The 21995-nt window shown below is 30.6% G+C and carries 22 protein-coding genes; 8 read left to right on the top strand and 14 right to left on the bottom strand.

Translation table 11 applies throughout. From position 1 onward, the window contains the following. Positions 1–122: 122 nt before the first annotated feature. A complete protein-coding gene (gene uvrA / locus PQO00_RS07610) occupies positions 123–2906 on the bottom strand; it encodes an excinuclease ABC subunit UvrA (protein ID WP_274184239.1) in 2784 nt (927 codons plus the stop codon). Between the two features lie 226 nt (positions 2907–3132). Between uvrA and PQO00_RS07605 the strand changes: the two genes are divergently transcribed. Next, positions 3133–3717 carry an RNA polymerase sigma factor gene (locus PQO00_RS07605; RefSeq protein WP_274184238.1) on the top strand — a complete coding sequence of 195 codons (585 nt, stop codon included), beginning with the start codon at positions 3133–3135 and terminating at the stop codon, positions 3715–3717. A gap of 59 nt (positions 3718–3776) precedes the next feature. After that, a complete protein-coding gene (locus tag PQO00_RS07600; RefSeq protein WP_274184237.1) occupies positions 3777–3923 on the top strand; it encodes a hypothetical protein in 147 nt (48 codons plus the stop codon). A 20-nt stretch (positions 3924–3943) separates the two neighbouring features. Here the strand turns inward: PQO00_RS07600 and nth are convergent, their stop codons facing one another. Then, positions 3944–4606 (bottom strand): endonuclease III, encoded by a 663-nt coding sequence (nth, locus tag PQO00_RS07595; protein WP_274184236.1) that lies wholly within the window; start codon positions 4604–4606, stop codon positions 3944–3946. 35 nt (positions 4607–4641) lie between these two features. Here nth and bcp point away from each other — a divergent pair, with 35 nt between their 5' ends. Then, positions 4642–5097, top strand: a complete 456-nt coding sequence (gene bcp, locus PQO00_RS07590) for a thioredoxin-dependent thiol peroxidase (RefSeq protein WP_274184235.1) — start codon at positions 4642–4644, stop codon at positions 5095–5097. 73 nt (positions 5098–5170) lie between these two features. Here the strand turns inward: bcp and PQO00_RS07585 are convergent, their stop codons facing one another. Beyond that, entirely contained in the window at positions 5171–6646 is a 1476-nt protein-coding gene (locus PQO00_RS07585) for a TonB-dependent receptor (protein WP_274184234.1), read from the bottom strand. Between the two features lie 95 nt (positions 6647–6741). On the opposite strand from PQO00_RS07585, the gene PQO00_RS07580 reads away from it, so the two are divergent. Together PQO00_RS07580 and PQO00_RS07575 are read left to right on the top strand one after the other, a co-directional pair. After that, positions 6742–7503, top strand: coding sequence for an MBL fold metallo-hydrolase (locus PQO00_RS07580; protein WP_274184233.1), 762 nt, complete (start codon positions 6742–6744; stop codon positions 7501–7503). 122 nt (positions 7504–7625) lie between these two features. Then, positions 7626–8126 (top strand): hydrolase, encoded by a 501-nt coding sequence (locus PQO00_RS07575; protein WP_274184232.1) that lies wholly within the window; start codon positions 7626–7628, stop codon positions 8124–8126. 2 nt (positions 8127–8128) lie between these two features. Here the strand turns inward: PQO00_RS07575 and PQO00_RS07570 are convergent, their stop codons facing one another. Both PQO00_RS07570 and PQO00_RS07565 read right to left on the bottom strand, forming a co-directional pair. Further along, positions 8129–8497 carry a DNA topoisomerase IV gene (locus PQO00_RS07570; RefSeq protein ID WP_274184231.1) on the bottom strand — a complete coding sequence of 123 codons (369 nt, stop codon included), beginning with the start codon at positions 8495–8497 and terminating at the stop codon, positions 8129–8131. A 37-nt stretch (positions 8498–8534) separates the two neighbouring features. Beyond that, a complete protein-coding gene (locus tag PQO00_RS07565) occupies positions 8535–8903 on the bottom strand; it encodes a helix-turn-helix domain-containing protein (RefSeq protein WP_274184230.1) in 369 nt (122 codons plus the stop codon). 288 nt (positions 8904–9191) lie between these two features. Between PQO00_RS07565 and PQO00_RS07560 the strand changes: the two genes are divergently transcribed. The 3 genes from PQO00_RS07560 to PQO00_RS07550 all read left to right on the top strand — a co-directional run bounded on the left by PQO00_RS07560 (position 9192) and on the right by PQO00_RS07550 (position 12551). Beyond that, positions 9192–10343 carry a M14 metallopeptidase family protein gene (locus PQO00_RS07560; RefSeq protein ID WP_274184229.1) on the top strand — a complete coding sequence of 384 codons (1152 nt, stop codon included), beginning with the start codon at positions 9192–9194 and terminating at the stop codon, positions 10341–10343. Positions 10344–10422: 79 nt separating this feature from the next. Then, the gene (locus tag PQO00_RS07555) at positions 10423–10902 is read left to right on the top strand and encodes an Lrp/AsnC family transcriptional regulator (RefSeq protein ID WP_135875648.1); all 480 of its coding nucleotides are present in this window, start codon (positions 10423–10425) and stop codon (positions 10900–10902) included. Positions 10903–11099: 197 nt separating this feature from the next. Further along, positions 11100–12551: an MBOAT family protein gene (locus PQO00_RS07550; RefSeq protein ID WP_274184228.1), complete on the top strand. Its 1452-nt coding sequence runs from the start codon at positions 11100–11102 to the stop codon at positions 12549–12551. Between the two features lie 394 nt (positions 12552–12945). On the opposite strand, the gene PQO00_RS07545 is transcribed toward PQO00_RS07550, so the two are convergent. From PQO00_RS07545 to PQO00_RS07505, 9 genes are all read right to left on the bottom strand, one after another. Further along, the gene (locus PQO00_RS07545; protein WP_274184227.1) at positions 12946–13992 is read right to left on the bottom strand and encodes a hypothetical protein; all 1047 of its coding nucleotides are present in this window, start codon (positions 13990–13992) and stop codon (positions 12946–12948) included. Next, positions 13989–14492 carry a hypothetical protein gene (locus PQO00_RS07540; RefSeq protein ID WP_274184226.1) on the bottom strand — a complete coding sequence of 168 codons (504 nt, stop codon included), beginning with the start codon at positions 14490–14492 and terminating at the stop codon, positions 13989–13991. Before PQO00_RS07540 ends, PQO00_RS07545 begins: the two co-directional genes overlap by 4 nt. 66 nt (positions 14493–14558) lie before the next feature. Then, on the bottom strand, positions 14559–15407 hold the full coding sequence (locus tag PQO00_RS07535) for a cupin-like domain-containing protein (RefSeq protein WP_274184225.1): 849 nt from the start codon (positions 15405–15407) through the stop codon (positions 14559–14561). Between the two features lie 5 nt (positions 15408–15412). Beyond that, positions 15413–15712: a hypothetical protein gene (locus PQO00_RS07530; protein ID WP_274184224.1), complete on the bottom strand. Its 300-nt coding sequence runs from the start codon at positions 15710–15712 to the stop codon at positions 15413–15415. Positions 15713–16129: 417 nt separating this feature from the next. Next, entirely contained in the window at positions 16130–17080 is a 951-nt protein-coding gene (locus PQO00_RS07525) for a hypothetical protein (RefSeq protein ID WP_274184223.1), read from the bottom strand. A gap of 107 nt (positions 17081–17187) precedes the next feature. Then, positions 17188–18351, bottom strand: coding sequence for a GNAT family N-acetyltransferase (locus PQO00_RS07520; protein WP_274184222.1), 1164 nt, complete (start codon positions 18349–18351; stop codon positions 17188–17190). A 4-nt stretch (positions 18352–18355) separates the two neighbouring features. Beyond that, a complete protein-coding gene (locus PQO00_RS07515; protein WP_274184221.1) occupies positions 18356–19540 on the bottom strand; it encodes a GNAT family N-acetyltransferase in 1185 nt (394 codons plus the stop codon). Positions 19541–19547: 7 nt separating this feature from the next. Beyond that, complete coding sequence (locus PQO00_RS07510; protein WP_274184220.1) at positions 19548–20720, bottom strand: GNAT family N-acetyltransferase; 1173 nt, start codon at positions 20718–20720, stop codon at positions 19548–19550. A gap of 31 nt (positions 20721–20751) precedes the next feature. Then, positions 20752–21924: a GNAT family N-acetyltransferase gene (locus PQO00_RS07505; protein ID WP_274184219.1), complete on the bottom strand. Its 1173-nt coding sequence runs from the start codon at positions 21922–21924 to the stop codon at positions 20752–20754. Between the last annotated feature and the right edge of the window lie 71 nt (positions 21925–21995).

Here is a 21995-nt window from a genome sequence, read left to right as displayed (position 1 = left end):
ACCCTGTATACACGTTTTTAAGACATGAATGACAAAAATTCACATGAATCTAACATTTTACCGTAGTGTTGGGCAATACATGAATATGGATCCCTAACCTGTAAAGGCTTGAAACTTGAAATTTAGAGTTTGTCTTTTAAATATTTTCCCGTTTCTGATGCTTCGGTACTTGCAATATCTTCAGGAGTTCCTACAGCAACTAAGTTACCGCCTTTTTCTCCACCTTCAGGTCCTAGATCTATGACATAATCCGCACACTTAATGAGTTCTAGATTATGTTCTACAACTATAATGGAATGGTCATTTTCAATAAGCGCATTAAAGGATTTTAAAAGCTTTTGGATGTCATGAAAATGTAGTCCGGTGGTAGGTTCGTCAAAAATAAAAAGTGCTTTGTCCTTATTGTTGCCTTTCCCTAGAAAGGATGCTAATTTTATACGTTGAGCTTCACCTCCAGAAAGGGTAGAAGAGCTTTGTCCTAAAGTGACATATCCCAAGCCAACATCCTGTAAAGGTTGGAGTTTGTTTTTAATTTTAGTTTGCTTCTGGTTATCAAAAAATTCGATGGCATTATCTATCGTTAAGTTTAAGATATCATCAATATTTTTATCTCCAAATGTAACCTCTAGTACTTCTTTTTTAAAGCGTTTTCCTTTACAGGTTTCACATTCTAAATGTACATCGGCCATAAATTGCATTTCAATAGTAACTTCACCTTCACCTTTACAAGTTTCACAGCGTCCGCCATCTACATTAAAAGAAAAATGTTTTGCTTGGTAATTTCTTATGGTGCTTAATTTCTGTTTTGAAAATAGGGCTCTTATATCGTCATAAGCCTTTATATAAGTTACAGGATTGGAACGTGAAGACCGGCCGATGGGGTTTTGATCAACAAACTCAATCTGTTTAATATTGCTAAAATGACCTTCTAAACTTGTATACTGACCTGGTTTATCGCCAAAATCAGTCAGTTTTTTTTGTAACGAAGGGTATAGTATTTTTTTTATCAATGTGCTTTTTCCACTACCGGAAACTCCAGTGATAACAGTTAGCATACCAAGGGGGAAGCGAACGTCAATATTTTTTAGATTATTTTCACGAGCTCCTTTAATATCTACATAGTATTTTGAGGTTCTACGCTTTTTGGGCACCTCGATTTTCAGCGATTCATTTAAATATTGGGCTGTTAAGGAATTTGAAGCGAGAATATCTGCATAATTACCATTAGCAACTACATGGCCACCAAAGGTTCCTGCTTCAGGGCCAATATCTATAATACTATCGGCAGCAATCATGATATCTTCATCATGTTCGACTACAATGACCGTATTTCCCAAATCACGAAGTGATTTTAATACGGAAATTAATCGTTCAGTATCTTTAGGGTGTAAACCAATACTGGGCTCGTCTAAAATATACATAGAACCGACCAGGCTACTACCCAATGAGGTTGCCAGATTGATACGCTGACTTTCACCACCGGATAAGGTATTCGATTTTCTATTAAGTGTTAGATAGCTAAGGCCTACATTGGCAAGAAACGATAACCTATTATTGATTTCTTTTAAAAGTCTATTGGCAATTTGTGTGTCATAATCATTCAATTCTAACTGCTTAAAGAAGTTTGCTAGTTTATCCAAGGGCATTTCAACCAAATCTGTAATAGTAGCACCACCAATTTTTATGTAATTTGCTTCTATACGTAAACGTTTGCCGTTACATGCTTTACATTTGGTTTTTCCGCGATAACGTGATAACATAACGCGATTTTGGATTTTATACGCTTTGGATTCTAATTCTGAAAAGAAAGCATTCAATCCTTCAAAATATTGATTTCCATCCCAAATAAGTTGTTTTTGGGCAGCGCTTAACTCGAAATATGGTTTATGAATGGGGAAATCGAATTTATGGGAATTATTTACCAATTGATCCCTATACCAACTCATGGTATCTCCACGCCATGGAAAAATAGCGTTTTCATAAATAGAAAGCCCCGTGTTTGGAATCACTAAATCGTCATCAATGCCAATAATATCACCATAACCTTCACATTTTGGACAAGCACCGTATGGGTTGTTGAAGCTGAATAAGTGTACATTAGGTTCTAAGAAACTAATGCCATCCAATTCAAATTTATTGCTAAAAACCCGTTTTTTATTATCGCCTAAAACTTCTATGATACATTCCCCCTTGCCTTCGAAAAAAGCTGTTTGTATGGCATCGGCTAATCGGTTAAGGAAGTCTTCTTCGTTCTTAAAAATAATTCTGTCGACGACCAACAGTATGTCGTCTTCATTTGAAAGCTCTTTAATCTCATCCATACGGGTCACCGTATCGTTTATCTTGACCCTGGCATACCCTTGTTGCTGCAAGGCCTTGAGCTTATCCTGTATACTGCGGCCTTCTTCTAAATGAATAGGAGCGAGAAGCAGGAGCTTTTCTCTTTCTGGAAACGTTTTTAAATAGTTTAAAACATCTGTAACGGTGTCTTTTTTCACTTCGTTACCAGAAACAGGTGAGTAGGTTTTGCCAATTCTAGCAAATAATAATTTTAAATAATCGTAAATTTCTGTAGTGGTACCAACAGTTGAACGTGGGTTGGTTGAATTCACCTTTTGTTCAATAGCTATGGCAGGAGCAATGCCCTTTATGTAATCTACTTTTGGTTTGTTCAATCGACCTAAAAATTGACGTGCATAACTCGATAAGCTTTCCACATAACGTCTTTGCCCTTCAGCGTATAGGGTATCAAAGGCCAAACTGGACTTTCCGGATCCCGATAAACCTGTAATGACCACTAATTTGTTTCTCGGTATCACTACATCGATATTCTTCAAGTTATGCAATTTAGCACCTTTAATAATGATGTTTTCTTTGGGGCTTACTTCAGAAATATTAGTGTTCATTGGCTTTTGAAAGGAATAATTTAGCAAAGATACTACAACTATTTCAGCTTAAAAAATGCGTTGTAATACAAATAAATATTAAAAAAAATGATTAATTTTTGTTTTTTAGGAAGGATTGTTGTTATATTTGGATTCAATAAATCAACTCTCGCCTATAGCAAAACATTACTTTTAACATGTAACCCCAAGCAAAGAAGTCCTCTTCAATGCACTAAAAGTAATTATTATGCAATACGAAATTATATCTGATGCTAATCTGGTTAGCAATTATATTAAAGGAGAAGAAAGTGCTTTAGAAATTCTTATCACTAGGCACAAACAAAAAATTTATAGTTTTATTTATTCTAAAGTTTACGATAGGGATATTGCTGAAGATATCTTTCAGGATACCTTTATAAAAGTTATCCGAACGCTAAAGCGTGGCGCTTATAATGAAGAAGGAAAGTTTTTACCGTGGGTCATGCGTATTTCCCATAACCTGGTTATTGATTTTTTTAGGAAAAGCAAGAGGATGCCAAAATTTGATAATACAGGAGAGTTTAGTATTTTTTCTGTACTTAGTGACACTAGCTTAAATGCTGAAAAAAGTATCATTAAAGAGCAAGTTGAAACAGATGTAAGACGTTTGGTAGATGAGCTTCCAGAAGACCAAAAAGAAGTACTGTTAATGCGTATTTATAATGATATGAGTTTTAAAGAGATATCAGATAGGACAGGCGTTAGCATTAATACAGCTCTTGGCAGAATGCGTTATGCTCTAATCAATTTAAGAAAAATTATAGACAAGCATAATATCGTTTTAACAAATTGATGCAATAAAGTAAGTTTTGCTACGTTAATAATTCAATAATAACCCCTTAAATTGTTGAAATGGCAAAAATTTACTCTGAAAATTCTATTAAAAACTTAAACGAACAAGAACCGAAGGAAGAAACGGTTAATTTTCTTCTAAATTATTCTAAGGCTTTAAGTGTTATAAATTGTAATAAATTGAAGTTTGAAGCGCTTCTGAACTAAGTTTCCGAAAAGCCCTAATATTAATTAGGGCTTTTTAATTTATGGTATTCATTTATAACAGATTGTCGTCCAATTGTTTTTGTGATAATGTCTTTGTCTAGGTTCCAACCTCGTGCAGGGGAATATTCCCTGCCATACCAAATAATTTGAAGGTGTAAATCGTTCCATAATTCTTTTGGAAACAATCTTTTTGCATCTTTTTCTGTTTGAACAACATTTTTGCCATTACTTAAATTCCATCGGTACATCAATCTATGTATATGTGTGTCTACTGGGAAAGCAGGGATGCCAAAAGCCTGGGACATAACGACACTAGCTGTTTTGTGCCCGACGGCAGGCAATTTTTCCAGGTCTTCGAAGCTTACCGGTACTTTTCCATTGTGCTTTTCAATTAGAATTTGTGACAGTCCATGGATGCCTTTGCTTTTCATGGGTGATAATCCCACGGGTTTTATAATATCTCTTATTTCTTCTACAGAAAGTTTAACCATATCATATGGGTTATCTGCTTTTTCAAAGAGCAAAGGGGTTATTTTATTAACTCTAACATCGGTACTTTGAGCAGACATTAATACTGCTATCAATAAGGTGTACGGATCTTTATGATCTAATGGAATTGGTATTTCTGGATAAAGTTTATAAAGTGTATTAATAACAAAGTTTACTCTTTCTTGTTTGGTCATTAGGTCGTATTTTAGCGATAACAAAGTTATAAAATATGAACACATTAAAAGAAGGAAATAAGGTACCAAATTTTGAAGCTTTAGATGAGCAGGGAAACACTGTTAAATTGTCGGATTTTAAAGGTAAAAAGTTAGTGGTTTTCTTTTATCCAAAAGCAAATACCCCAACATGTACAGTAGAGGCATGCAATTTACGAGATGAATATGCTGTTTTACAGGAACAGGGTTACGAAATTTTAGGAGTTTCTGCAGATACCCAAAAAAAGCAATCGAACTTTAAAAAGAAATTTAATTTTCCATACCCTTTATTAGCTGATGTAGATAAAACCGTTATCAATGCTTTTGGTGTTTGGGGGGAGAAAAAATTTATGGGGCGTACTTTTGACGGTATTCACCGTATAACATTTGTAATTGATGAAGAAGGTGTTATTATAAAGGTAATAGATAAAGTAAAGGCCAAAATACACGCGGATCAAATTTTAGAGTCATAAAAAAGAATTCTAAAAAGTTCTCAAACGCTAGGAGTACAGTCGAGAACTTTTTGTTTTTTAGGACATCCTGACTTTACTTTTTGGCTCTTTTGTTTAAGGTTAAGGGCTTTAAAGGTTTTCTTGTGTATCCGAATAGGCGATAATCCTTGATTAAATCTGCGGTTCCTTCTGGTATCATATCTTCCCAGCCACGTTCACCCTCAGAAATCATTTGTAAAATTTCACGAGAGAATATATTCATTATACTAGTGTCGTAATCTTCAATATCGATTACTTTTCCGTTGTATTTAAAGAATTTATATAATTCTTTCATACGTGGATATACTTTTAAATTTTCACTATTGATCAATTCCCCAGTTTCTGGATCTAACATAGGGTACAGGTAAACTTTTAAATCTTTGAAGAATAATTTTCCAAATGCTTCAAGAATACCACCACTTATATGGCGATAGTATTTTTCATCAAAAATATCGACCAAATTGCTAACGCCCATAGCTAGTCCCATTCTGGCTTTTGTGTAATTTGAGAAATATTCAACAACTTTATAGTATTCCTGGAAATTGGAAATCATTACGGATTGCCCTAATGAGCACAATAAATCGGCTCTATCTATAAAATCTTGTTCATCAATCTCTCCCTCGGCTCTTAAATTAGATAATGTGATTTCAAAAACGACTACGGTTTTATCAGGATTAACCTTACTTTCCTTAATAAACATCTCATACGATTTCTCGTACATGGCCATGTTTACTTTAGTTACCGGTCTAAAGCTGCCTCGCAACGCCAATATGTTTTTTTTATAAAAAACCCTTGCAGGAAGTACATTGGTTCCATCTGGTCCAAATACGACGGCATCCGTCATGCCGTTTTTAACAAGTTGTAAACTCATTAATCGGTTATCTACATATTCAAAAGCAGGGCCAGAAAAGTTAATGGTGTCAATTTCTAGTTGATCCTTGTCTAAGTGGTCATATAAATAACGTAATAATTTTTTGGGTTCGTTATATTTATAAAATGCTCCATAAATAAGATTTGTCCCTAATACACCCAACGTTTCCTGCTGTAAACGTGCATCGGTTTCTTTAAATCGCAAGTGTAAAATAATTTCATTATAATCACCAGTAGCTTCTACTTGATATTTAATACCCACCCATCCATGGCCTTTAAATTGCTTGGCAAAGTCTATGGTAGCAACCGTATTGGCATAAGTGAAAAATATTTTATTAGGATGCTTTTCACGTGTTAACCTTGTTTCCATAAGGTCCATTTCATGACTAAGCATTTTTCTTAAACGAGCTTCTGTGACATAACGGCCATCATCTTCAGTACCATAAACGGCATCACTAAAATCTTTATCATAAGCAGACATTGCTTTCGCAATGGTACCTGAAGCACCTCCGGCTCTAAAAAAATGACGACAGGTTTCTTGTCCTGCTCCAATTTCGGCAAATGTTCCGTAAATATTTTCGTTTAGATTAATACGTAGTGCCTTTGATTTCAATGATGGAACATCATCAAATTCCTTATCGCCCTGTATGGTTATTTCCATATTGTTGAAATGCTTGTTTTGTCCTGCTACAAAGGTATTAAATATGTATAGTAAACAAAAAAATAACACTATTTTTGTGTAAAACTTAACAGGGTTTGAAAATAACTTTTCTTGGAACAGGAACATCGCAGGGCATTCCAATTATTGGAAGCAAACACCCTGTTTGTTTAAGCACAGACCCAAAAGATAAACGGTTACGGGTTTCTGTTTTGATAGCATGGGATAGTTACAAATATGTTATTGATTGCGGACCAGATTTTAGATATCAAATGTTAAGAGCGGGATGCGATAGCATTGATGGGATTGTCTTTACACATGAGCATGCCGATCATGTGATGGGATTGGATGATATAAGGCCTTTCTATTTTAAGCAAGGCGATATTCCTATTTATGCGCATAAAAGGGTGTTAAAGTCTTTACGTAAGCGGTTTGATTATATTTTATCGACTAAAAACAAATACCCGGGAGCACCAGCCGTTATTCCACATCGCATAAAAAACAAACCTTTTAAATTAAAAAACTTAGAAGTAATCCCCGTAAATGGTTTGCATGATGCGTTACAGGTTTTTGGATTTAGATTCGATGATTTGGCGTATTTAACGGATATGAAAACCGTTACCGACAAAGAGGTTGAAAAAATAAAAGGGGTAAAGGTTTTAGTGGTGAATGCATTGAGGATAGATTCGCATCGTTCGCATTTTAACTTAGAAGAGGCATTGCAATTTATTGATAAAGTCAATCCGGAAATAGCATACTTAACCCATATAAGTCATTTGCTTGGATTTCACGAGGAAGTAGAAAGGATATTGCCCGAGAATGTTTTTTTAGCTTATGATGGTTTAGAAATAACAATTTAAATTAAAGTCCATGAAACATCCATGATAAAAAGTGATACCCAAGGACCATGATTAAACGGATGTTACATCCCGCTTAAGGCTGGATAGGTGTGACAAATAAAAAAACAATTAAATGTAAACATATGAAACAAAGGATTTTTATGTATTTGTTCGTTTTTGCGGCCTTATTGATTTTATTTCAATATGTGAATTCAAAACGAGTATTTGAAGATATGAACAGTAAGTTGGCAGCTCAAAAAACAGCATTGGAAAAATACAAAGATTCCCTAGCAATTTTGCAAGATGATATTTTAGAAGCTTCTCATTTTAATCTGGAGAGGAACGAGGATGCTATTAGTTATTTTGAAGATGATGGTTATAACATATCAGAATTAATACCTTTTATAAAAGATGAGCTTTACAAATTAAATGAGGTTAAGGGCGAGCACCCCATAGTACCATATGCGGCCAGTGAGGGTAGAAAAATGCTGATTAATACTGTGAAAATGTTAAATCATAAATGGATAATTGCTGATTTTTCGGATGGAGAATATTGGGGAGAAATCTTTTTAACTTATGAAATAACAGAAGACAAACAACTTAAATTCAATTTAGTCGAGTATTTTTTATATCCGTTTGATTGAACCTATTTAATCTTATAAGCGATCCCCTTTTGTTTTTTTGTTTCACCTACATAAGAGTATTCAAAAGTATAAGAAGAATCTGTTGTGGTTAAAATTTTTAAATGAATATCTTTTTGTTCGGCCATGTTCTTAGGCTTAATTGTTTTAAAAACAACTTCGCAGTCATTGATCCAACGCAATTTGGACGAGTCGACCGTGTTATTGTAAACTTCCACCTGTAAACCTTCTGTTCTTTTGAATTTAGACGTAAATAATTCATCGTTAATAACGACTTCGCTATAAAACTCACCGGTTTTATAATCTTTGCAATTACGGGTTGTTTCGTAACAACTAACAAAGCTCAATAAAACTGCTAGAAAAAGAAATCTCATACTATAAATTTAGTTGCAAACTTACTAAAGAATTGTATCAATTCTGAAAGTTTTTAAAACTTCCGTCAGAATAAAAAATAACGATACGCTCAATTTCTTTTTCGTTTGATGTTTTCGGTTGCTGCTTTTCAGCTACAGAGAAAAGATCTGTTTCCTTTTTGGTTTCCTTAAATTTACCAGTGGATGGAAATTCCCCCTTGCCATTAAATAACCAATACAGGTCGACCTCAGGATAGGCCGAAAGAATTTTTAAGACAAAATCTAAACTAGGTTTATTTCTGCTAGATAGAATATGGGAAATGCTTGAACGCTGTACGCCAATTTTTTCTGCAAAAGAAGATGCGGATTCACCATAGTAATCCATGACCTCCTGCAACCTGATTACAAAATCCTCCATGTTTACCATTGTAAACAATTTAAAGTTAATAGTTTTACAAATGTAATGATATAATTGATAAATACCGATTATTAATGATTATTAACTCACTGTAATTTTAATTTACACTTTATATAAAGCAATTTAATATACTAATATATAGTATTTTAAGTGCAAATTAATTAGTATACAAACATTTAGTAAACAAATGTGAAATAACGACTAAAATACTGTTTATAAATGTAAACAATCTAATGATTTTATCTGTTTACATTTGTGAATTTGTAAATGTTTACATTTGTCACATAAAAAACTAACATGCATATAGAAGAAATAAAATCATTGTTTTTAAAGTATAAGGAAACCAACTTATTTCACCGTTATATAACCAATAAGCACATAGCCCCTCTTTTAAATAGATTGGGGGAAGGTGCCGTAATAGAAACTATAGGTGAATCCGTTTTAAGCAAACCTATTTATGGCATAAAAATCGGCAAAGGAAATAAACGCATTTTAATGTGGTCTCAAATGCACGGAAATGAATCTACCACCACTAAAGCGCTATTTGATCTTTTAAATACTTTTTTAGATAAAAATGAATATTCCGAGAATATTTTGAATGCTTGTACCTTATATATAATACCTATACTGAATCCGGATGGTGCTGAAGCCTATACTAGGGTAAACGCAAACAAAGTTGATTTGAATAGAGACGCCCAAAATTTGTCGCAACCAGAAAGTAAGGTGTTGAGAAGTATTTTTGAAGCCTTTAAACCTCATTTTTGTTATAACCTACATGGGCAACGTACTATTTTTAGTGCTGGCAAGACCAATAAACCTGCAACGGTATCATTTTTAGCGCCAGCCCAGGATGAAGCCTGTACGGTGACACCCAATAGAAAGATTGCCATGGCCATTATTGGAGTTATGAACGAAACCTTGCAGAAGATTATTCCTAAGCAGGTAGGCGTATATGACGACGCATTTAATTTAAATTGTGTTGGGGATACTTTTCAAAATGAGAACATTCCAACAATTTTATTTGAAGCAGGCCATTATGAGAACGACTATGGGCGTGAAGTAACACGAGAACTTATTTATACATCATATATATCTTCATTAAGCTACATTGCCAATAATAGTGTAACTGGCAGTAAATATGAAGCTTATTTTAAAATTCCAGAAAACGAAAAATGTTTTTATGATGTTATTATAAGAAATGCTAGGGTAGCAGCAAGTCATTCAAATGAAAAAATCAATGATATTGCAGTTCAATATCAAGAAAAATTAATTCATGGTCAAATAAAATTGATTCCTAAAATTGAGAAGATTGAGAAATTAGATGCTTTTTATGGGCACAAGGAAATTGATGCTAATGGTTTTGAAGTATTTGGTGTAGATAATCAATTGGTTGCTATTGATTACGAAAACGTTTTCGTAATAATAAATAATGATAAAATCGCATTATAGACGAAATAAAACATATCAATTATGCATAATTATTAGTAAAAATGTATTAATTTTGATTTTTATTTAAGAATAATTAATTATGGGGAAAATTAAATTAGACGAAATCGACCATCAAATTCTTGATATGTTAATTGATAACACAAGAATACCATTTACAGATATAGCAAAAAAATTATTAATCTCTGCAGGTACAGTTCATGTTCGTGTAAAAAAAATGGAAGAATCTGGAATTATAAAAGGTTCTTCATTAATGTTGGATTATAAAAAACTGGGTTATTCATTTATAGCATACGTAGGTGTGTATTTAAATAATACTTCTCAAACGAAGTTTGTTTTAGAACGCATTAATGAAATAGCATATGTTACTGTAGCCCATATTACTACTGGAAAGTTTAATATATTCTGTAAAATTAGAGCTAAAAGTACTGAACATGCTAAGGAGGTTATTTTTCTATTGGACGATATAGAAGGCGTTTATAGAACAGAAACCATGATCTCTTTAGAGGAAAGTATAAATGATAAAAAACGTTTGATGCATTCTATATTTAAAAATATGTAAAATCTATTCTTTAGGTTTAAATATAAAAGAAAGCCTTTGTTTAAGGCTTTTTTTTGTTCTCTACAATTCACTTTTACAGATGAAAGTTAATATTTTACCATTCAAAGAATAATTTTGATATTATAAACTACTTATAGCATATTTGGTTTTAAGTTTGCTTTAACCAAATACAAGAATGATACAAATATTTTATTAGTATGGTATTTAATTCTCTGGAATTTTTTATATTCCTTTTTATAGTTTTTAATCTTTATTGGCTTATACTTAAAAAAAGTGTTAAAGCACAAAATATACTTCTTCTTGTTTCTAGTTATGTGTTTTATGGCTGGTGGGATTGGAGATTTCTTTCATTAATTTTTTTAAGTACTACGGTAGATTACTTTGCGGGAATCATGATCGATTCTCACGATAAACCATTCAAAAGAAAATTATGGCTTTGGGTTAGTGTTCTGTTTAATGTAGGACTTTTGGGCTTTTTTAAGTATTACAACTTTTTTGTCGATTCATGGATAGACATGTTCTCCATGATGGGTTATAATATAAAAAGTACTTGGACATTAAAAGTAATTCTACCAGTTGGCATTTCGTTTTATACGTTTCAAACCATGTCTTATTCGTTTGATATATATTATAAAAAACTTAAGCCTACCAAGAATTTTTTGTCTTTTGCGGCCTTTGTAAGTTTTTTTCCTCAATTAGTTGCAGGGCCTATTGAACGAGCGTCTAATTTGCTTTCGCAAATCATTAATAAAAGAACATTTAGTTACGAACAATCCGTTAGTGGTTTAAAGCTAATATTATGGGGGCTATTTAAGAAAGTCGCCATAGCTGATGCACTAGGGCCTATTGTTGATGATATTTTTGCTAATTATGGTACCTATCCAGCATCTACACTAATTTTAGGGGTTACACTATTTAGTTTTCAGGTGTATGGGGATTTTAGTGGTTACTCCGATATAGCAATTGGTACAGCAAAATTATTTGGAATAGAACTCATGTCCAATTTTAGATTTCCTAATTTCTCTAGGAATGTAGCTGAATATTGGCAACGTTGGCACGTATCGCTTTCTACATGGTTTAGACACTATGTCTATATTCCTCTTGGCGGTTCGAGAGTTAGTAAATTAAAATCCGTTAGAAATATTATTATTATCTTTTTAGTGAGTGGTTTTTGGCATGGGGCTAATTGGACCTTTATTTTTTGGGGTGCTTTTCATGCTTTAGCTTTTATTCCGGTTTTTCTAATGGGGAGAAATACAATTTATAAAAATAGTGTAGTAGGGGAGAATTCCTTTTTTCCGTCATTGATTGAAATTGGTCAAGTGCTTTTAACTTTTGCTATTGTTACTTTTTCAAGAATATTTTTTAGATCAGAATCCATCACCGATGCTTTTGCTTTTATAAATAGAATAGTATCGAATTTCTCTTATGAGGCTTACAATCACCCTATGGGGTATAGAATGATTGATTATTATGTCCTTATAGGGTTATTTGTATTATATGAGTATTTAATAAGAAAGGATGAGCGATCGCCGTTTAAGTTTAAGTCCAGAATCGTCCGTTTTGTCCTATATACTATTGTGATTTTAAGTATGCTACTTTTTTATGATGATAACATAGATAGATCGTTTATTTATTTTCAGTTTTAAAGACGATACGGTCCTTTTGTTTATATGAAAATCTTCCTACTTTATATATAGACAAATGTGGTGGGAAGGCTATTCGGTTACAATAAATAGAAGAGAGGGCTTTTGTAAATTTAGTATAAACAGTTCTGTATATAATTCTTATTGAGAATTCACTCCAACGAAAGACAATATAGAACTTGCACTAGTAGGCGATCTATTTCTTTATAGAAGGTTTTTACCAACATTATTAAATTCTACAGAAAAAAATGGAAAAAGTAAACGAACTCGAAGTATATGAGTATTACGATTTGGTAATGTTAACGTAACTAAGTCATTAAATTGGGGAAGATGATATTTGGTATAAATAAAGAGAGAGTCGTTTTTTACTTAATAAAAGAAAAACAGATATGACACCTTATATAGTGGCCAAACCTTTTTGTGAGAAGTTTAATTTCCTAACAAAATAGCCAATTATAATGCCCCAATCTATTAAACAAAAACAAATTAATTGATACTCCGTAAATGAAATCCCCATTAATAAATTTATTGATAGATGAAAAAGAATAGCAGAGATTAGATATATATTTCTGTATTTAGAATTAATAAACATTATAAACCCTAGTACTTCAAATAAAATAGAACCAATAGAGAGTAAAATGGATAATAATTTATTTGAACCTATATAATCTGCTATCTTATTCCATGTTTTTGAAGTTTGAGTATTACTATATGTATGACCGATAAACCCAAATTTATCTTTCCATTTATCTTGATCTGTTATTTTATTATCCCCAATAATTAATTGTACACCACCAGCTTTATAATTATTTGTTCTTTCTTTTAAATAAAAACTTAAAGTTGAACCATCTAACCAATTAATACCATTGCCATATCTAAGTTTTGAAATACCAGCGGTAAGATAAGTTAGCATGACCAATAATAGAACCAGATTGATTCCCCATTTAGGGTTTTCGGAAAAGCTTAATACTTTAAATTTTTGTTTGTAATTATGTTTAAAATTAAGAATAAAATAATCTAAAGAAATTTTCATTGATCCAGGAACAAGAGCTAAAACTAAGATAATTTGACTTGGCAGTGAAAGTGCATGGTTAAATACTCCCATGCCTTCAACTGTGCCAAATAGAAAGAAACTTAAAAAAGATACTATTAATAGGTTTAACCTTCCAAGTAAACCAAGCGCAGCTCCAATTGTTGATACTATTATTATGTATTTGAGGGTAATAAACAACTCCGTGTCAAATATAAAAAGTGAATCGGGAAGCATATTAAGAAACCATGTTTTGGATAAAGAATATTGGGTGTTATTTGTTAATTTAAAAAGAGCTTTTAATGCTTCATATAATTGTTTTCCAACTAAAATGGAAAGAGAGAATCGTAAAAGACTTAAAGGTTGGGTTACAATTTTATGTATAAAAATAAGCAGGTTGGCTATTATTTTCATAATTTGGAATAATATTTTTTGTCTTTGATGTTAAAATAACCTATTGTTTCATAATCTGTTAAGCTATTTCTTTTATAATCAACTTTTTTTACCATGAGGTTGATTTTACTAAATGATAGGCTGTATTCGGCTAAAATAAATGAGTAGTAATGGTTAAAAAAAGCATTCATTCTATCATGAAAAGCTGTATTGCTTTCATATAACTGATTTGAAAAAGGTGAAATAGCTTCTGTGGAACCATAAACTTTACTAAAAAAATGTCTTATGAAAAGAGTTTCACGTTTACCGTAATATTTAACAAGATTTGTTTTTCCCAATGAGTTTTCTCCTTCAAATTTAAATAAATATAAATCTGTTTCATCATCAATATAATGACCAAACATGGGAGCGCAAGTTAATGGGAAACTTTCTATGCCAACTATTACAACAAATAAGTTTGGTAACAGAATTAAGCTAATTATTAAAGGCTTATATATCTTCTTTATTAATTTAAGTATCATTGATTTAAAAGCTTAACTTAATATTTTTTTTTGCAGGAATCATTATTAGTTAAAGACTGACTTGATTTATTCACAACACCAACATTTTTTTGCTTTATAATATCCCCTTCTATGAAGGTAGTCTAAAACCTTTTCTTTAAATTTTATACTGTATACTTCTGTTTTAGTATAACCAAAACTGCTTATGCTAATTGATGTCTCTAGCGATTTCACATAATGCCACCAATTTTGTGGAACATATAAAATGTCGCCAGGTTCGAGAACAACACTTTTAAACTGAACATCTTTAAATTTTGGAAACTTTTCAATGTCTACATTATTTATATCAATTTCACTAGCAACTCCTCCGTGCATGTATTTCTTACTCTTATACATTTTTCTGTTAAACTTGGGCGAAGCAATAATAAACATCTTTTTACCCATTATTTGAGCAAATACATTATTGGCTGTATCTGAATGAAATCCTGAGACCGTTCCTGCTGGACCAAGCCAGGCAAGTTCATCATTTATTTTGGTGGTGAGTTTGGTAAAAATCGAAAAGTCGGTATGATCTTTAAGATGAGGAAAAAAATGAAAAATGTCTAACGCTGGTAAGTGGTCTTCAGTTTTTTTATTACTAAGTTCACTGTCCTTTAATTTTTGGATGAATGTTTTAAAAGTCTCTTTTTTATAAATGTTATCTTCCTGAACATATTTTCCGGATAGTAAGTAAATATCCTTGTCTTTTTTTAAATTTAAGAAAAAATCTAAATCCCATTTTTTTAATGCCTCCCATTCTTTTGCGGCTCCTCGTATTACTACAGGTTGTTTTTTATCAAAATATAGTTTCTTAAAGGATTCAGAATCTATTGAACTTAATTTTTGAACTGGCGAACTTGAAGATAAAACATCTTCTAATATATCAATTCTTTTCATGGCATTCATTTATTTAGTATAAGTGTTTCTTCTTTTTGAACAGCAAACGTTTTTATTTTTCTTTTCGAGAAATTAAATGCTAACCCTTTATTGATATTCGAGATCCAACCTTTTTTATTATCTGTTTTTGAATAATTGAAAAACGCATGTACGTATCTTGAGTATCTTATTTCAACATTTTTATCATTCAACATGGTAAACATCTTAGCACTTGAAGTTTGAGAAAAACAATTCATAGCATCCGTTAATAGAGGTTGTTCACCATAAGGAATTAAAACAGAAAAAAAATTGTTATTGTTTTTCATAGGAAATCAACATCCAATTAAAAAAGTGGATTAGAAATGAGGGTTACATTTTAACTAAGAACCACAGCAGAAACAGTTTTTTGCGTATCCTTTAATCAAAACAGGGCTTTTCTTATCAAAATTGTTTTTTTTAAACGATTTAGAATCTATTGAGGATCTTTCTTCAAGAGGATTGCTTTTTGACAAAATTTCATTTACAATATTCATTTTTCTTATATATTACATTGAACTCATTTAAACTTTTTCAATTTGCTAAAAAATTGCTGTTTTCGGCTCTGTTTTTGTCTTTTTTTCCTTCCGTAGCTCTGCTATGCAACTCAAAAAAGACTTTCAACTGAAACAAAAACTTCTAATTTTCGCTTAAATCCAAAAAGTCTAAATGAGTTCATTATAAGATTAGGGTGGTATAGTAAAAAATTAATCATTTTTTTTTCTTATATAATCTGAAATCACATTTGCTATAATATTCCTTCCATGATTATTCCAATGTTGGTCATATATCAGGGTTGTTGGTGTTTTTGATCTTTCTAGATTAGATCCAAAATCAATATAATCATATCCCATCTGTTCACAATAATTTGTGAAAAGTTTGCTTGTTTTTTCCTTATCTAGTAAAAACACCGTTTTGTTTTTATCAAACCCATATGTTTCTATTAGTTTTTTGAAATTTTCTAAATATTCTTTACTCTCTTTTTCAGAAAGAATATGGCTGATTTCGTTTTCAGCTTTTGTTTTTTGTCCGAAAATTTTATTTTTTAGATTTCTAAAAGGCTCAAATATACCTATTCCATCTGCATATGCAATAAGTTTAACTTTATCTCTAATTTGAAATGAGGTCGAATATTGTAAATCAACTCTATATTGATTAGGTATGTATGTATCTCGTTTTAAATCGTTATGGAATTTGATATAAATAATTATGTGATCAATTAGCTCAAATTTTTCTTTATAAGCACTAATAAGATGTAGTTGATCTGCCAGATCATATCCAGAATACCCATATTCATATACTTCTGTACCGTCATCTAAACGGTTTTCAACTTTTCTGCCTATAGAATTGAAATAATCTTGATGAAGCCCTTCTATAAAAGAATCACCTATAAGTGCAATTTCATTGGTTTCTTTTGTAGGGGTAAATTCCCTGTATGAATTAAACCCAGAGCTATTAATATTAAATTTTGCAAAATTCATACGTCTATTTCCTGTAACATAATAGCCCTTTTGATTAGGGGTATTAACTTCTACATTCAAATCGTTTATTCTAGATGCAGGGTATTGTTGGTATAAATGAAAAATACGTGTTAACCCTTCTAGGAATACAAATATTAATAGGCTATATAGTAATGTTTTTGCTATAAAAATTTTCATAAACAACTGTTTATACTATAAAGATATATAGTATTGATCTAGTATTAAATTAAAAATCGATTAACGACTAATTACTTCGGCATTAACTATTTTATCATCAAATTTCTTTATAAAAAAATGATTTTTTGATATATGTTTTTATATGCTAACACATATTCTTTTTGAGGCTTGATTTCAAATATAGATATAGAGTTTATATGGATTTTTTGCTTGTAAATAAAATCGTAAACTGGTTTTTTTATGATAGAGTATATATTATTTTCACTATCTATGGTGTTTAGGTTTTTTGTGTTAAAAGAAGTAACATCTTCAATCTCAAAATCGACAAAGTCTTTCTGTGCTTCGTTTTTCTTTTTAATAGCCTTTTTTATATTTTTTATGAAGACATCTATGTTTTTTGATTTCAAAAAATTCTTGAATTTAATTAACCAAATTTCAAGGTTTGCTTTAAGCTTTAATCCTAAAGCATTTGTTTTATAAATAATATGATGTTCGAAACTATATATGTGATTACTCCATCTCCGCTTATATTCTAATTCACCGTACGCCATGTCTAACATGATATAGTTATTGTTTAAACTCCATTCTAGTAACTTGTATATAGAAATGTTGCCGAGTGCAAATTTTGCAAAATTGATATCATACGAGGGTATTGATACAAATAAGATATTATTAAAATGGTGATTAACACATATGTGTACGGGATTACTATCATGGTAAATAACGAAGAGGGATGCTTTTTTAGAATTAATTAACGAAAATGTTGATTCTAAATAATATTCCCAATTCTCCAGTATCTCATTCTTTTCATTGCGTTGAACAAATCTGGTAACAAGCATGTCGTGTAAAGTGGTCATCAAAAAAGAATATTCATCCTTTAAAATGTTGCCATAAATCATTTTGTAGCTTGCATTAAAGCAATACTCAAACCTATTTAAAAACCGTTTTATATTACTCCTGAATTTTTTGCTGAATTCATTTTTTAAAAAGGTTTCAATATTTTGTTTTGTTTCAATGTTTATAGCATATCCAATAATTTTATCTTGTGGAATTTTTTTTATTTTTAGCGTATTTGTATGTTTAAAAGTAGGGGATAGGTATGAAGGAAAAAGCCGTATTGAAGTAAGGATTTCATACAAAACGTCGTCTTCTTTATTTGATTTGTAAAAACTACTTTTAGTTAAATTATACTCTAATGCTTCGTAAGAGTTTAATACGTTGTGTTTTTCTGTAAGTGAAATATAGAAATCTTGTTTCTTTAACGATGCCATTTAATCAATTATTAATAGAAAGTTCATGAAGGCTGTTCTTTCCTTTTACAAGGAAAGAACTTGAGTTAATTTTTAAGAGTACAATATCATTTATATTTTCTCGATGAGCAAACAAATAATCATATAGTGGTTTTTTAAAATTTTTAAAGATTGGAGCGTTTACATTAATAGTAGGGAAATCTATATCTTTTGGGATTTTTTTTATTTCCTTTAGTGTATAATTAAGCTGCGTTGTGTTTTTTGAAATCCTTTTGTTTTTATTTAAAGCAAGTTTTAAACGTTTTAAATGATCGTCTACATGAAGTGTTTTTAAAATATTCTTTATTCTTATTTTAGTTATCTCCAAAGAGGCTATAAGATAGGGCAGTACTGACTTCTTTCTATAAAGTACATGTGTTTCAAGATTGTATGAATGATTACACCACCTTACTTTATATTCTAAATCACCGTTTCCCATGTCCAAATAGTCATAATCATTTTTTATGCACCAGTCTAATTGCTTATATATAGCAATATTACCAAGTCCGAATTTTGAGTAATCAACATCAAAAGCAGGTATTACAGCGAAAAACATCTTGTTAAAATGAAAGTTAATAGATATTTGAATAGGAGTATCTCCATCATAGATTACTAAAATAGATGCTTTTTTTAAGCGCAATAATGGTAAGATGCTTTTATAGTAAGTATCCCATTTTTTAAGAAAAAAATTAGTCTCATTTAATAGCTCAAACCTCTTTAAAATCATTTTATGCGAACAATCCATTATGAAATCATATTCCTCATGGGTCATTTCACCAAAAAACATTTTATAACCAATATCAAAGCAAGACTCTAACCGTTTCATTTTTTTGATAATAGGCGTTCTGGAACTTTTACTAAAATGGGCTCGCAGATGATCATCTGTGCTTTTGTATTTTTTATCAATAATAATTCCGAACGATTCTTGTTTTCTTTGTGTTATTTTTTTAGCTCGAATTAGATTTTGATCAATAAATGTTGGATACAAAAATTGAGGGAAAGCGATTAAAGATGCTACGTGATTATTTTCTATAACAGGAGAAGTGCTTTCTGGGGCATTGTAAACAGTATGCTTTTTGTTGAAAGCATATTGTAACGATTTATAATAATTTAAGATTAAATTTTTCTCAATTATTGTTAAAAAAAAATTTTCCTTTTTTAGAAAAGACATTTTAAATCTAATTAACAGTTATTTTATTGGTGTTATTTTTCCCTATAAATAAAAATGACTTTTTATCTTCTAAAGTTTTATATATAGTGACCATGCTAATATGTTCTTGAAAGGTATATAAAAAATCAAATAGCGGTTTTCTTAGAAAGAAAAAATTGTTATCATCGATGTTCAATTGCTCATATCCGTTAGGACTAGAATCTATTATATGCGCTATAGTTTGCGATTTAAATTCTAATGGCATATAATTTATTTTATTGGGATTTCCTTTAATAAAATGTTTTACATTATTATAATATACATTCACTTTCTTAGAAATTAAATAATTAATAAGCTTATACTTAGATTTAAAAATAATTCCTAAAAGTGGTCCTAAAACATTTTTTGGATGATAAACTATGTTATGATTGAAATCATAGATTAAATTACTCCATCGCCGCTTATAATCAAAATCTCCATACCCCATATCAAATACCTTGAAATTGTTATTTATGCACCATTCCAGTTGTTTATAAATTTCAACATTGCCTAGGCCGTATTTAGAATAATCTAAGTTATATGATGAGATGTGACTATAAATTATAGAATCAAAATGATAATTAAGAGAGATCTCTATGGGCTCTTTATTATTAAAGATAACAAATAAGGATGCTTTTTTATTATTTATTAAGTTAAAGGAATTATTTAAGTAAAAGCCCCAATCATTTAATACGTCATTATTATCATTGCGTTGTTGAAACCTTTTTATTAGCATGGTGTGTAAGGTCTCCATTAAATATTGATAGTTCTCACTGGAGATGTCTCCAAAATACATTTTGTAACTTATGTCCAAACATCCTTCGAGTCTTTTAATCGAACGTTTTAGGGTCTTTTTTAAGCTAGTACTACAATTCGTTTTAATATAGTCGTTTACGTTATCACAATCATTTAAATGAATTGCAAATCCTGGTTTTTGAAATATTTTTCTACAAACAAAGTTGTTTTTAATGGTTGGTTCTAAATAGCTAGGGAATAGGCTATGGGAGTAAACATCTAAAGTTTCATGGTTTGTTTTTTCTGAATTTTTGTAAATATTAGATTTATTCCATGCTGTATCTATATGAGAATAAATTGTTGAAATGGTATTTTTCAAAAATAAACTGAAATGAAAATTGTCTTTATGTAAAAACTTTAAATTCATATATTTCAAGTTACTAGATAATTAATTATGGTTATAGTTTGCTTAAATTAATCTTGCCAGTTTCAGTTGGGCCTTTAATTAAATAGTTGTTTTCTTCTGTTTTGATACTATAAATATTGATGCTATTTAGATGTTGCTTGCTCGTATATAAAAAGTCATAAACGGGTTTTCTTAAACTGGAAAATATATTTTCATTTAAATTGATTGTTTCAAGAGAAGTCATTGGAATTATCTCAGAACCATCGACTTTGGAAATCTTAAAACCTAAATCGGGACTATTGTTATTCGTCTTAATAAAATTGTTTTTAAGTTTTTGTATATAAGGTCCTTCCTTAAGAATTTTGATATAATTCTTTATATCAATTTTCATGATTTCTATGTAGGCGACAATCCTAGCAATAATAGACTTCTTTTTAAAGACTAGATGATATTCATAATCGTATACTGTATTGGACCAGGTTCTTTTATAATTGGACTCGCCATTGCCCATATCAAATAGTAAATAGTTGTTTTTTAACACCCAATCTAACTGCTTATATATAAGTAAGTTACCTACTGCAAATTTCGAATAATCAATATCGTATGTCATAATGGTTCCATAAAATAACTTATCTACATGATAATTCAAGGAAATACCTATTGGTTTAGTAGTATTATAGACCACAAATAAAGAAGCTTTTTTATCTTTTATTAAGTGATAGGTTGCATTTTTATAATCTGAAAAATCACTAAGTATTTCATTTTTCATATTTTTTTGCTCAAACCTAGCGATTAGCATTTCACGCAATTCATTCATAATAGACGCATGCTCATCTTTTGATATACTGCCATAAAACATTTTGTATTGAATATCAAAACAAGAGTCTACTCTCTTAATCCGCTTCCTTAAACTACTTCTAGTTGAAGATTTTAATTTTTTTAAGTAATCTTCTGCATCTTCATAGCCTTCATTAATAATAGCGACACTAGAAAGCCCTACATGGCGTTTTCTTTTAAAATGGAACAAATTTTCATTACTGATTAATGGTTCAAAAAGAGATGGAAATAAACTAACATAAGTAGTATCGGCTTTTATCCCTTCATTACCATTAGCATAAGGAAGCTTATAGTTTTTAGATTTAAATAATATTTCGTTATAGCAGGAAGGCGTTTTATTTTCTTTTATAAAATTCCAAATAAACTGCTCTCTCTTTAAAAATGACATAATACTCAATTTAAAATATGATTTTTAAATGCTGAATCATAATAAGTTTATAATTGATCTGAATTTTAATT

Origin of the sequence: Flavivirga sp. 57AJ16, assembly GCF_028736925.1 — a bacterium.
Classification (GTDB): domain Bacteria; phylum Bacteroidota; class Bacteroidia; order Flavobacteriales; family Flavobacteriaceae; genus Flavivirga.
Note: the sequence above shows the minus strand (reverse complement) of the source record. Positions and strands in the feature narration are given on the sequence as shown.

Coding starts and splice junctions, on each gene's coding strand:
- PQO00_RS07510 (WP_274184220.1), bottom strand. CDS start 20,720: ATGAATTTAAAGTTTTTACATAAAGACAATTTTCATTTCAGTTTATTT.
- bcp (WP_274184235.1), top strand. CDS start 4,642: ATGAACACATTAAAAGAAGGAAATAAGGTACCAAATTTTGAAGCTTTA.
- PQO00_RS07585 (WP_274184234.1), bottom strand. CDS start 6,646: ATGGAAATAACCATACAGGGCGATAAGGAATTTGATGATGTTCCATCA.
- PQO00_RS07545 (WP_274184227.1), bottom strand. CDS start 13,992: ATGAAAATAATAGCCAACCTGCTTATTTTTATACATAAAATTGTAACC.
- PQO00_RS07540 (WP_274184226.1), bottom strand. CDS start 14,492: ATGATACTTAAATTAATAAAGAAGATATATAAGCCTTTAATAATTAGC.
- PQO00_RS07525 (WP_274184223.1), bottom strand. CDS start 17,080: ATGAAAATTTTTATAGCAAAAACATTACTATATAGCCTATTAATATTT.
- PQO00_RS07565 (WP_274184230.1), bottom strand. CDS start 8,903: ATGGTAAACATGGAGGATTTTGTAATCAGGTTGCAGGAGGTCATGGAT.
- PQO00_RS07550 (WP_274184228.1), top strand. CDS start 11,100: ATGGTATTTAATTCTCTGGAATTTTTTATATTCCTTTTTATAGTTTTT.
- PQO00_RS07535 (WP_274184225.1), bottom strand. CDS start 15,407: ATGAAAAGAATTGATATATTAGAAGATGTTTTATCTTCAAGTTCGCCA.
- PQO00_RS07570 (WP_274184231.1), bottom strand. CDS start 8,497: ATGAGATTTCTTTTTCTAGCAGTTTTATTGAGCTTTGTTAGTTGTTAC.
- PQO00_RS07600 (WP_274184237.1), top strand. CDS start 3,777: ATGGCAAAAATTTACTCTGAAAATTCTATTAAAAACTTAAACGAACAA.
- uvrA (WP_274184239.1), bottom strand. CDS start 2,906: ATGAACACTAATATTTCTGAAGTAAGCCCCAAAGAAAACATCATTATT.
- PQO00_RS07605 (WP_274184238.1), top strand. CDS start 3,133: ATGCAATACGAAATTATATCTGATGCTAATCTGGTTAGCAATTATATT.
- nth (WP_274184236.1), bottom strand. CDS start 4,606: ATGACCAAACAAGAAAGAGTAAACTTTGTTATTAATACACTTTATAAA.
- PQO00_RS07520 (WP_274184222.1), bottom strand. CDS start 18,351: ATGGCATCGTTAAAGAAACAAGATTTCTATATTTCACTTACAGAAAAA.
- PQO00_RS07560 (WP_274184229.1), top strand. CDS start 9,192: ATGCATATAGAAGAAATAAAATCATTGTTTTTAAAGTATAAGGAAACC.
- PQO00_RS07505 (WP_274184219.1), bottom strand. CDS start 21,924: ATGTCATTTTTAAAGAGAGAGCAGTTTATTTGGAATTTTATAAAAGAA.
- PQO00_RS07555 (WP_135875648.1), top strand. CDS start 10,423: ATGGGGAAAATTAAATTAGACGAAATCGACCATCAAATTCTTGATATG.
- PQO00_RS07530 (WP_274184224.1), bottom strand. CDS start 15,712: ATGAAAAACAATAACAATTTTTTTTCTGTTTTAATTCCTTATGGTGAA.
- PQO00_RS07515 (WP_274184221.1), bottom strand. CDS start 19,540: ATGTCTTTTCTAAAAAAGGAAAATTTTTTTTTAACAATAATTGAGAAA.
- PQO00_RS07575 (WP_274184232.1), top strand. CDS start 7,626: ATGAAACAAAGGATTTTTATGTATTTGTTCGTTTTTGCGGCCTTATTG.